This is a genomic window from Chitinophaga sp., from assembly GCF_036566945.1.
Classification (GTDB): domain Bacteria; phylum Bacteroidota; class Bacteroidia; order Chitinophagales; family Chitinophagaceae; genus Chitinophaga.
Map to the genome: position 1 here is coordinate 1 of NZ_DATCVJ010000680.1, position 11,976 is coordinate 11,976.

General features: G+C 42.3%; 8 protein-coding genes. 5 read left to right on the forward strand and 3 right to left on the reverse strand.

Annotated features, from left to right (window positions below):
• Nucleotides 1–797: hypothetical protein (locus VIP81_RS20600; protein ID WP_331965589.1), on the forward strand; the 797-nt coding region annotated here is incomplete at its 5' end.
• 474 nt (nucleotides 798–1,271) lie between these two features.
• Here the strand turns inward: VIP81_RS20600 and VIP81_RS20605 are convergent.
• The gene (locus VIP81_RS20605; protein ID WP_331965592.1) at nucleotides 1,272–1,736 is read right to left on the reverse strand and encodes a PepSY-like domain-containing protein; all 465 of its coding nucleotides are present in this window, start codon (nucleotides 1,734–1,736) and stop codon (nucleotides 1,272–1,274) included.
• 256 nt (nucleotides 1,737–1,992) lie between these two features.
• Here VIP81_RS20605 and ileS point away from each other — a divergent pair, with 256 nt between their 5' ends.
• A complete protein-coding gene (ileS, locus tag VIP81_RS20610) occupies nucleotides 1,993–5,319 on the forward strand; it encodes an isoleucine--tRNA ligase (protein WP_331965595.1) in 3,327 nt (1,108 codons plus the stop codon).
• 6 nt (nucleotides 5,320–5,325) lie between these two features.
• The gene (locus tag VIP81_RS20615) at nucleotides 5,326–6,375 is read left to right on the forward strand and encodes a TraR/DksA C4-type zinc finger protein (RefSeq protein WP_331965598.1); all 1,050 of its coding nucleotides are present in this window, start codon (nucleotides 5,326–5,328) and stop codon (nucleotides 6,373–6,375) included.
• Nucleotides 6,376–6,488: 113 nt separating this feature from the next.
• On the opposite strand, the gene VIP81_RS20620 is transcribed toward VIP81_RS20615, so the two are convergent.
• Both VIP81_RS20620 and VIP81_RS20625 read right to left on the reverse strand, forming a co-directional pair.
• Complete coding sequence (locus VIP81_RS20620) at nucleotides 6,489–8,003, reverse strand: glycosyltransferase (protein ID WP_331965601.1); 1,515 nt, start codon at nucleotides 8,001–8,003, stop codon at nucleotides 6,489–6,491.
• A 217-nt stretch (nucleotides 8,004–8,220) separates the two neighbouring features.
• Nucleotides 8,221–10,053, reverse strand: a complete 1,833-nt coding sequence (locus VIP81_RS20625; protein WP_331965605.1) for an ABC transporter ATP-binding protein — start codon at nucleotides 10,051–10,053, stop codon at nucleotides 8,221–8,223.
• Between the two features lie 196 nt (nucleotides 10,054–10,249).
• Here VIP81_RS20625 and rbfA point away from each other — a divergent pair, with 196 nt between their 5' ends.
• Together rbfA and VIP81_RS20635 are read left to right on the forward strand one after the other, a co-directional pair.
• Nucleotides 10,250–10,630 (forward strand): 30S ribosome-binding factor RbfA, encoded by a 381-nt coding sequence (gene rbfA / locus VIP81_RS20630; protein ID WP_331965608.1) that lies wholly within the window; start codon nucleotides 10,250–10,252, stop codon nucleotides 10,628–10,630.
• Nucleotides 10,631–10,762: 132 nt separating this feature from the next.
• Nucleotides 10,763–11,976, forward strand: a 1,214-nt coding sequence (locus tag VIP81_RS20635; protein WP_331965611.1) for an FtsX-like permease family protein, incomplete at its 3' end; no start/stop codon positions are given.

An 11,976-nucleotide genomic window follows, 5' to 3' on the forward strand; every position in this document is an offset into this window, starting at 1 on the left:
AGAAGGCCCGGCGATTGAATATACATTTGACGGTATTAGGCCCGGATAGCCTGATCAATAACGAAAAATATAACAGGTTCCTTTCCTTATACGAGCATCATAGTGTTAACAGTCTTGAGTTTGAGGTGAGTTGCTTCGCCAGGTACTTTGCTATTGAAGCAGCGCATCAAAATGATGAATCTTTTATTCTCTCTGATTCTGACATTTACCTGGTAAATAATTTGCAACATTTACGGGAAGATGAATCACTAAAGGATGTTTTTGTGGGTAGTGAAGGATGCTACGGTGGTGGCAGCGAACATCAGATTTCTCCGCATTTTTCTTTTTGGAATAAATCTCTCCTCAATAATTTCACAGATTATTTGCTGGAGGTCTACGAAAAAAATAGAAAAGATCCATTCCTGGGTAAGTACTACGAGGTGCAGCAGCAAAGGTTGGGGAGAACAGCCATCTCAGATATGACATTACTCTACATGTGGGTAAAAGACCGTGGAATTCCTTACCTGAATTCCAATTTTATTGGCAGTACGTTGGGAATCGATCACAATATTTCCTCGCTTTACACGAAAGACGGGATGTACAAAAGTTTCTGCAACCGAAAAGCATTAAAATTAAAGGGGGATGAGGTGTTTTGTGAGGGAGCAGATGGTAGAGTGCAACGTATGGTGATATTGCATTTCCAGGGGGAGTACAAGTCTGTTCTTAAGTATTTCTACCAGGGTAGGATGATCAGGTTTAACTGGTTTGCCATTTCCCGGACCTTTAAAAGGAAATTTCGCAGTTGGATAGGTAGATGAGCCCGCTACTACGAAGGGTTTGACTGTATTTTCCCTTTTCGATCATTTGTTTTCCCGATTTGAAAAGTGGAATATGAAATATAGGTGTTTCTTTGTAACACGATAGGCAAATATCCATTTGCATTTCCTATAAGCTTCCTTATCAGATTTGACCATGGGAGAAGCTTGGCTGGCAAAAAGTAAAGCCATAAATAATACTTGCATGAATATCAAACACCATTGAAGTTAAGTGCATCTTGCCAGAAAAGTTTCTACCAGATTTTTATAAAGTCGTTCGCTTCTGCGGGCGACTTTTTTTTGAAGGGGTGTTAAAGTGCAGGCTGCGGCCATTTCCGGGATATTGTTGTAGGAAGAAGTGCCTGGAGGCGGTGATGAAAAAAGTACCAATTCCGAAGTTAAGAGCAAAAGAAAACCCCGCCCAAAAGAGCAGGGTCTGTCCTATTTATCCCTATACCTATGAAATACTTGTTTGTGTTATTCAGTAATGGTACCTGCTTCGTTCAACAACACTGCTTTGTCTGTACCGTTATCCTGAATATTGATTTTGTAGTATGAAGCAACATCTGATCTCTCAATTTTCCAGCCATCTTTTATGGTTGCTGCCGGATATTTTGTTTTCAGCGTACCAGACACTGATTCCGGAAGAGTTTGAGCATCATAAGCGCTTCTTGTGGCAATCCATTTGCCATCCGCATCATACTCTGCAATTGTGTTTATGTTTTCTTTTTGGAAACTCGCTGTCCAATGTCCTGCACTTGTCTTTGTCCACTTAGCCGCTGATGTTCCCGCAAAATTTTGATCAAAAGAACTTTTAACTGCTTCAGGTGCTTGCACCGTTTTAGCAACTACTTTTGTTTTCTTAACTGATTTTTTTTGCTGTGCAAAAGTTATGCCGGAAGTGAATAGAACCGCGCAAAATATTAACGTCAACTTTTTCATATTCGATATGGTTTTTTCCGTTGGGTTAAAATTAAATACTAGGTTTTTCTAATTCTTCCTGGCAAAGAAGCTAAAACAATGCCAAAAACGTAATTTATTTGCTCTTTATTGCAAAGTACAAAAAAAACAATAAAAAATATTCAAAAAGCTTCGTTTTTAGTAAAGTTGACTCTTTAGGAGCCAGTGTATTTTCTTAACTTCGCACAATTTTAATCAATTATTGTCTAAATAACATCAAAGGGCGGGGAATTGTTTTATGTCCAGCAAATATCAGGAATATAACCAGCTGAATTTACCTCAGATCGAAAAAGATATACTGCAACAGTGGGAGCAGCACCAGGCTTTTGAAAAAAGCGTGGAAGTGCGCGACGGCGCCACTCCTTTTGTTTTTTATGAAGGCCCCCCAAGCGCCAACGGTTTGCCGGGCATTCACCATGTTATTTCACGTACTTTAAAAGATCTGGTTTGCCGTTATAAAACAATGAAGGGCTTCCAGGTAAAACGCAAAGGCGGATGGGATACACATGGCCTGCCAGTGGAACTGGGTGTGGAAAAGACACTAGGGATTACTAAAAAAGATATTGGTACCAAGATTTCTGTTGCAGACTACAATGAAACCTGTCGCAGAGAAGTATTGAAGTATAAAGATAAATGGGATGACCTGACCCGTAAAATGGGCTACTGGGTAGATCTGAAAGACCCGTATATCACATTTGAAAATAAATATATAGAAACCTTATGGTGGGCGTTACAAACCCTCTATAAAAAAGGGCTGTTGTATAAAAGTGTGAGTATCCAACCTTACTCTCCCGCTGCAGGTACAGGCCTTAGTTCTGCTGAATTGAATCAGCCGGGTACTTATAAGAACGTGAAGGACACTACCATAGTGGCCATGTTTAAAGCCTTGCAGGCCAGCAATTCGCAATTCCTTTTTGATGCCGCCGGAACAAGTGAGGTATTTTTCCTCGCCTGGACTACCACCCCATGGACCCTGCCATCAAATCTGGGTTTGACAGTAGGCGCTAATATAGAATATGTACTAGTAAATACTTTTAATCAATACACGCACCTGCCGGTGAATGTGATTATGGCGAAAGTATTACTGGGTAAATATTTCAAGGCCGAAGGAGAGAATGCTGATTTTGATGCATATAAAGAAGGAGATAAAATAATCCCCTGGAAGATACTGAGCAGCTTTAAGGGCAGCCAGCTGGAGAATATCCGCTATGAGCAATTGCTGCCTTTCGCCCAGCCTGAAGAAGGTGATCCTTTCCGTGTAATTCTGGGTGATTTCGTTACTACAGAAGATGGTACCGGTATCGTACATACCGCCCCTGCTTTTGGTGCAGACGATAACAGGGTAGGGAAAAAGAATGGCATCGGTATTTTGACACTGGTAGATAGAGAAGGGAAATTTACGGACAATGTGGGCGAGTTCTCCGGCAGGTTTGTAAAGAACTATAAGGATGATCCTGATTATAAGGATGTAGATGTTGACATTGCCGTAAAACTAAAGAAAGAAAACCGGGCATTTAAAGTAGAAAAGTACGAACATACTTATCCTCACTGCTGGCGTACAGATAAGCCAGTGTTATATTATCCGCTGGATGCATGGTTTATTAAAACTACTGCCATGAAGGATAGGATGGTAGAATTAAATAAAACCATTAACTGGAAACCTGCCTTTACCGGAACCGGCCGTTTTGGTAATTGGTTGGAGAATATGGTGGATTGGAACCTGAGCCGTAGCCGTTATTGGGGTACTCCGTTGCCGATCTGGCGCACAGAAGATGGTAGCGAAGAGAAATGTATTGGTGGAATTGAGGAACTGAACGCGGAGATCCGCAAAGCAAGTGAAGTGTTAGGGGGAGATGTGAATAAATCGTATCTGCATGAGGGGATCCTGGATTTACATAAGCCTTATGTTGATGATATCATATTAGTAAGTGATTCCGGACTACCAATGCGTCGTGAGCCTGATTTGGTAGATGTTTGGTTTGACAGTGGTGCTATGCCTTATGCGCAATGGCATTATCCGTTTGAAAATAAAGAACTGATAGATAAAGGAGAGTCGTTTCCGGCCGACTTTATCGCAGAGGGTGTGGATCAGACCCGCGGATGGTTTTATACGTTACATGTTCTGGGTGTAATGCTTTTTGATAAAGTAGCATATAAAACTGTGGTATCCAATGGTTTAGTATTGGATAGTAATGGGAATAAAATGAGTAAGCGCCTCGGAAATGTGGTGAATCCATTTGAAACCATTGAAAAGTATGGTGCAGATGCTACCCGTTGGTATCTGATCACCAACGCTTCTCCCTGGGACAGTCTGAAATTTGATGTAAAAGGTATAGGCGAAGCACAGCGCAAGCTGTTTGGTACGCTATACAATACATATAACTTCTTTGCTATGTATTCTAACCTTGATAATTTTACTTTCAAGGAAGCATACATTCCATTAGAAGAACGTCCGGAAATTGACCGTTGGATCATTTCTGTATTAAATACGCTGGTGAAAGATGTTACCAGCAGTTTTGATGATTATGAGCCCACACAGGCGGGCAGAGCCGTTGAGCGCTTTGTAGATGAGCAGTTGAGTAACTGGTATGTACGTTTGTGCCGTCGCCGGTTCTGGAAAGGGGAATATGAACACGATAAAATCAGTGCGTACCAGACATTGTATGAATGTTTGGAAAAAATTACACAATTGATGGCCCCGGTTTCCCCATTTTTCACAGATTGGTTATTTAACAACCTGAACAGTGTAAGTGGTCGCAGCAAGGCTGCTTCTATCCACCACACTGATTTTCCGGTAGTTAATGAAGGCGCAATAGATGCTGATCTGGAAGAAAGAATGCAATTGGCCCAGGATATTTCCTCACTGGTATTATCCTTGCGTAAGAAGGTGAATATCAAAGTTCGTCAGCCGTTGCAGAAAATTTTGATTCCGGTTACAAATGTCCGGATGCAGGAACAAATAGAAAAGGTAGCCGACCTGATAAAAAGTGAGGTGAATGTCAAAGGGATTGATTATCTTACGGAAACGGAAGGTTTTATCAAGAAAAAGATTAAGCCGAACTTTAAGTCGCTTGGTGGTAAAATGGGTGCAAAGATGAAATCTGTGGCTGCCGTTATCGGCGGGTTTACAGATGCAGATATTGCCACGATAGAGCGCGACGGCCATTTCAACCTGGTTGTGGAAGGAGAGCAAGTGCAAATCCAACTCTCTGATGTTGAGATCATTTCCGAAGATATTCCGGGATGGACAGTAGCTAATAAAGGCGCTTTAACTGTAGCGCTCGACATTACTATTACTCCCCAGCTACAGGACGAGGGAAATGCCAGGGAACTGGTTAACCGGATACAGAAAATCCGCAAGGACAGTGATTTTGCTTTAACAGACAGAATCAGTGTAACGGTTGAAAGTGTGGAGGCGCTCAAGTCGGCCATTTTGAACTATAATGACTATATTTGCACGGAAATTTTGGCAGATAGCCTGGAATTAGTGGATCGATTACATGATGGTACAGAAATAGAGGTGAATGACCTTAAATTTAATGTATTAGTTAACAAAAAAAGCTAATCCCCCATGGCAACAAAAAAGAAGGTTGCTAGTAAAACGACCCAAAAGGTAGCTCCGGTAAAAAAAGCGGCGGCAAAGGCACCAGCAGCAAAGAAAACTGCTAAACCTGCCCCTGCGAAAAAAGCCGCACCCGCACCTAAAAAAGCTGCTGCTAAAAAAGCTGCCCCTGCAAAGGTAGCTCCCAAAGCAGCGGCGAAACCAGCAGCCGGAAAAGCCGTGGTAGCCAAAAGTACCGCTAAAAAAGCCGCCCCCGTGGCGCCCAAAGCAGCAGTAAAGAAGGCTTCAGCCATACAAAACACTAAATTAACATCCGTCAAGAACGTTGCTGTACCTGCAAAATCGACCGTTAAAAAAGAGCCTGCTGTAAAGCAGCAAGTGGTTACGAAAAGTGTTTCCGCTGAAAAAGAGAAACCATTTATTTCTAAGTCAGAAGAAAAAGAACTTAAAACGATGGCAGTAAAGAAAGCAGATACTAAGGTAGAAGTTGCTAAGGAAAAAGAATCCTCAAAAAAAGCAGCTGAAAAGCCAGTTGTTAAGGCTGAAAAATCAGTAAAGACGGAAAGATCCGAGAAACCCGAAAAAACTGAAAAAACCGAGAAAAAAGGTGGAAAAGCTACTTTGGTAACTTATCAACCTGAATTTACCAAGTCAGTGTTGGATCAGCCAGCACCACCTACCGGTCCTGTATACAGATACAGTGATTCTGACCTCCAGGAGTTTAGAGAATTGATCCAAAAAAAGCTGGAATCAGCTAAAAAGGAACTCATCTACCTGCAAGGCTTGATCACCCGTAAAGATGAAGCTGGCACTGACGATACAGAGAACAAATACATGAGCATGGAAGATGGCAGTGGCTCCCAGGAAAGAGAGCAACTTAACCAGATGGCCAGCCGTCAGATTCAGTTCATTGATCACCTGGAAAAAGCAATGATGCGCATTGAAAACAAAACCTATGGTATTTGCCGCGTAACCGGTAAACTCATAGACAAAGCACGTCTCAGAGCTGTTCCACACGCTACATTGAGCATTGAAGCCAAACTGGCTAAAAGTAAATAGCCTAACCCACCGGGTAAAGGCATGAAAAAAGGCGCAGCGGATTATTCCACTGCGCCTTTTTATTTCTTCACTGCGATACTTTATCAGCAGGATGCTATCTTTTATGGTAATTATCAGCAGGCAGCTACCGTCTTCTTACTTCGTAATTGCCGCATCGCCAGGTAAATTAACCCCGCTCCTGCCAACCCCACCAAACTACCCACTCCGATATTGCGCGCCTGCCGTTTACTGATAGCAGGTAACTTAATACCAAATTTTGCCGGACTCGCCTGAGCAATGTCCAATAGTGGAGCGAGTGACAACCCACGAATGATTTTATCGGCAACCTTTTCTACAATTTCGCCACGATACTGTGGACAAAAAGCAACGCCTATGCCCGCTTTCGCCAGTAAACGGCTGTCTTCTTTCCCATCTCCTACGTAAATGATATTCTGTGTATTAATATGATACTGCTGCGCTATGTAAGGAAACATATTGCTCTTGCAATACTCGTCGTCTTTCATAAAATAATCAGCTGTGGAAAATTCGCCGGTAGCCACGCTGTTGACCAGATGTAACTTATTGGCAAATACGAAATCCATCCCCAGCTTGTTTTTTATATGACGGGCCACCGTTCCGAATCCATCTGTAATGAGGCCACAGGCATAGCCTCTTTTCTTTAGTTCCTGCACTATTTCCCGGATGCCAGGCACCAACGGAATTGCATCGGCTACCTCCAGCATTTCTGCAATATTGTGTCCTTCAAAGAGTGTTGCACTCAATTTCATACGGGTCACCGCGTCGTGCCGGCCAGCCAGAATATCCTGCCAGGCTTCTTCCTGATCAAACGCAATGGCTGCGCAATCCAGGTAGCTCTCTGTAAATACAGCATGGTCCAGGTTGAAGATGACCATCTTCTGTAATTTATCAATAGATTCCAGAATGGAATATTCCATTTGCTCCCGTATCAGGTTTATATTACCCAGTGTTTCCAGGTTTTCCTGCGGTATATTTTCTGCTTTGCGGAGAATAGTACGGGATACCTCTCTCGACATTTTGCTCAGCTGCTCCCAGGTTTGCATGGCATTTTCAATCTTCCCGATATTCGCCTCTGTAATGCGGGCACCCAGGTGGTGCATATCTATCAGCAGACCAATATCCACTCCATAATCATTCTCAAAATGCACACGCGACAAAAAGGATTTCCGTGCTGCAATCATACCGCTAAGCGGTTGCTGAAAATGCGCCAGCTCCGGATATAAGATACTAAGCAGTGGCTTGGCCACCAATTGGGTGACCCTGCCTGCCTGCCGTTCAAAGTAGGATTTGACGAAGTCGGCTTCATCTTTTTCAATAGGACCAGTTAATAGGTCTATAATATTGTCGGGGTAAGTAAGGATGTCGCCGTCAACGTAGGCGATAATATCGTGTTTAGCTGCCATCATACCCTCCCGCATGGAAATTCCCTTCCCGCGCTGGCTGCTGGTGATAACTCTCACGTGTTCTTTCATAGCCTCTTCTACAGTGTTGTCTGTAGAATTATCATCTACTACAATGATCTCAATTTTACGGGATGTTTTTTTTACGGTTTTAATAACCTGGCGTATGGTAGCACCTTCGTTTAATACAGGAATTACGATAGATATCATAGGAGTTCGCTATGTTAAAAGGTTAAAAAATAGTGCTGCAAAGAGCTGGTGTTGGCATTATCAGGGCGCAACAATAACAAAAACCGTACCCATTACCATTGTTCTTTATGAAGACAATGTAAAGGAAACGCAGATGGGGATTGATTAAACGCATCACGTCCCGCATTTTTTGCGGGACGTGATGCGTTTGCGTATATGCTTTAACGTTAGGAATCCTTTATTTAAATTCCTGCATTTCTACCAATTTATGATAGATGCCGTGTTGTTGTAACAGTTGCTCATGTGTACCACGTTCTTTGATCTCTCCCTGGTCCATTACAATAATTTCATTGGCATGTTGTATAGTACTCAAACGATGCGCGATCACAATCGTGGTGCGGTTTTGCATTAATTTATCCAGTGCAGCCTGTACCAGTTTTTCAGACTCAGTGTCCAATGCAGAAGTAGCTTCATCTAAAATGAGGATGGGTGGGTTTTTGAAAATCGCCCTGGCGATGGTCAGGCGCTGACGTTGTCCACCACTGAGTTTCATCCCACGATCGCCAATGAAGGTATCATAGCCATGGTCCAGTTGTTCAATAAATTCATGTGCATTCGCAATTTTAGCAGCGGTTATAATAGCCTCCCTGTCTGCATTTGGTTGGCCAAACGCAATATTGTTTATCACAGAATCATTAAACAAAATGGCTTCCTGTGATACGATCCCAATCAGACTGCGGAGATCATGTACTTTAAGATCACGTATATCTTTACCGTCTATACGAATAGCGCCTTCATTTACGTCATAAAAGCGGGGTAAAAGATCGGCCATGGTAGACTTTCCTGCACCACTACGTCCAACCAGGGCAATCATTTGTCCTTTGTTAATACTCAGCTGAATATTTTTTAGTACATACTGTTGTTCATATTTAAAGGATACATTGTCGAACTCTACGCGATTGTCAAATTCTTTTACAGCTTGTGCCTGTGGCTTCTCCTCAATAGTTATCGGTGCATCCAGTATTTTGAATATCCGCTCACTCGATACCATTCCTCTTTGGATAGTAGTAATAGAAGTAGATACGTTTTTGGCGGGTGTCATGATCTGAGAATAAAAAACCAGATAAGTCATAAAAGTAGCGCCGGTGAGCAACTCACTACCGGAAAGCACCAATGAACCGCCATAAATAACCAGGATGATAATTACCACTACTCCCAGAATTTCGGAGATTGGAGATGCCAGTTCGCGCTGGTTATACATCGACTTACTCACTTTCACAAACCTGTTATTTACCTCTCCGAACTTATTTTTCATAAAGCGTTCGGCCGTGAATGACTGTATAATCCTGATCCCGCTGAGTGTTTCTTCTGTAACAGAAAGAATTTTCCCCAGCAAATCCTGGCTGAACTTACCTTTTAATTTCAGTTTCTTCGAAACATAAGAAATCAGCAGACCGGAAATGGGGAAGAAAACGATGGTAAACAGGGTCAATTTTACCGAGATATAAAATAATGCAGCAAAGTAGCCAATAATAATGAACGGGTCGCGCAGGAGTGTTTGAATGGCATTTATTACACTATTTTCAATTTCCTGTACATCGTTGGTCATAGAAGACAACAGATCTCCTTTTTGTTGTTCGCTGTAAAAGGTAAGTGATTGCTCCGTGAACCTTTCGTATAAGCGGGTGCGTAGTCGTGACAATACCGTCATTTTCAGGCGTACCATTACCCGGGCACTCATGTATCGGCCAAAGTTGGCAATGATAACACAGACTCCAATTACTACACAAACAAAGTATAAGGCACTCAACTTGGAACCGCTGACTTTGATAAAATCGTAGAAATAATAATAAAACAGGTCTATGAAATAGTTAATGGAAAAAGCGAAGTGTGGGGCTGTTACCACCTTTGGGACTTCGTCTACCTGGTTAAAAATAACCGTCAGCAGCGGAATCAACATGGCAAAATTGACCATACCGAATATAATACCGATCAATGTATATATAACATATTCTGGTAAATAATGATGTAATGGGGTCGCAAATCTTAGTAATCGCTTGAACGTCTTCATTCCTGTTGCTTTTAAACTGCTGGCAAAAATAGCATAATTACGATATGTCGGGGTGTAATTGCCACTATTCTTTGCAGGAAAAGGTTAATTTCGCAACTGGCGGGCTGCTGGCAGCCTGTTAAGGTTTGGCCCTGTGCTTTAAAAATGTTATTATCGTACATCAGCCCCTTTTTACTAACGATTAAAATTGAATGAGATGCAGGAAACTAAAAGGCAGAAGCAAATAGGACAATTAGTGCAACAGGAGCTCAGTGGTATTTTTCAGCGGATGGGATTTAATGTGGTAGATGGAGGAATGATATCTGTTGCTGCGGTAAAAATGACGCCAGATCTGCTGGAGGCTAAAGTGTACCTGAGCATGTTTCAGATTAAAGCCCCTGCCGATATGCTGGAGCGTATCAAGGAAAGAATGGGTGAAATCAAAAAGTTGCTTGGAATCGGTTTGGGCAAGCAGTTGCGTAGAATACCTGATGTGAGCTTTTTCCTGGATGATACCCTTGATTATGTGTTCAAAATGGAAGAGTTGTTCAAAAAGATCAAGGAAGACGACGCAAATATTAAGGATGGCAATAAATAGAATTACGAATTTCAAATTACGAATTACGGATTTGTGAGCAGTCAGTAAACGCGGGATCTCCGCTATTATCTCCTTACAAATCCATAATTCGTAATTCGTAATTCGTAATTCGTAATTCCTAATTCTGACACTATGGTTTGGCAATTTGCTTCCCGTTACTTCCGGGCTAAAAAATCTACCAACGCTATTAATATCATTGCCTGGGTAAGTGTGGCGGCTATTGCAGTAGGGACGGGTGCCCTGATTGTGATATTAAGTGTATTCAATGGTTTTGAAGGTTTGGTGAAATCCCTTTACTCTTCTTTTTATCCTGCCATAAAAATTGCGCCTGCCAGCGGAAAAACGATTATCCTCAGTCCTGCCCAGTTACAACAGATATCTGCTGTACCGGGTGTTGCTCATTTTTCGGAAGTAGTAGAAGAAAAAGCGGTATTGCGTTATGGTGACGAGCCTACGATTGCTGTTTTGAAAGGAGTAGACAGCAGCTATAACAATGTAACAGACGTTAAAAGTAATATTGTAAGAGGACGCTTTGATACAGGTGACAGTGTAGCTTACAGGGCTGTACTTGGTCTGGAACTGGAGGGTGCCCTCGGAGTGGATGTGGTGCATAGCCTGGCGCCTGTAACCGTATACCTGCCACGCCGAAACGTAAATGCATTTGTAACACCGGAAGATGCCCTGAATAATGGGGTATTATATCCTGCCGGCACCTTTGCTATTCAACAGGAGTTTAACAGCAAGTATGTAATTACCAATATTGAATTCCTGCGCAAGTTGCTGGAATTAGGGGATGATGAAATGTCGGCATTGGAAATCGGAGCACGGGCAGGGGTAGACGAAATAGAGCTAAAAGAAAAGCTGGAACAGTTGCTGGGCAAGGGGTATAAGGTTCAAACCCGTTACGAACAGAACCAGTCGCTTTACGCTATTATGCAAACTGAAAAGTGGGCCGTGTATGTGATACTTAGTTTTATCATGATCATTGCAGCATTCAATATGATAGGTTCTTTGTATATGCTGGTGATAGAGAAACAAAAAGATATTACCATTCTCAAGGCGATGGGTGCGCGGAAATCACTGATCATGCGCATTTTCCTGGCCGAAGGATTAATCATTGCGGGGATAGGAACGGTCGTTGGGTTTGGCTTAGGTATTTCTTTTTGCGTGTTGCAACAACGTTTTAGTATTATTAAATTAGAGGGAACTTCGTTTTTGGTAGATGCTTATCCGGTAAGTATGCATGCAGAAGATTTTTTATTGGTATTTATCACGATAATGGTGATAGGGGTAGCTGCCAGTTGGTATCCTGCAAGAAGGGCGGCCGTGGAAGCGATTACTTTAAA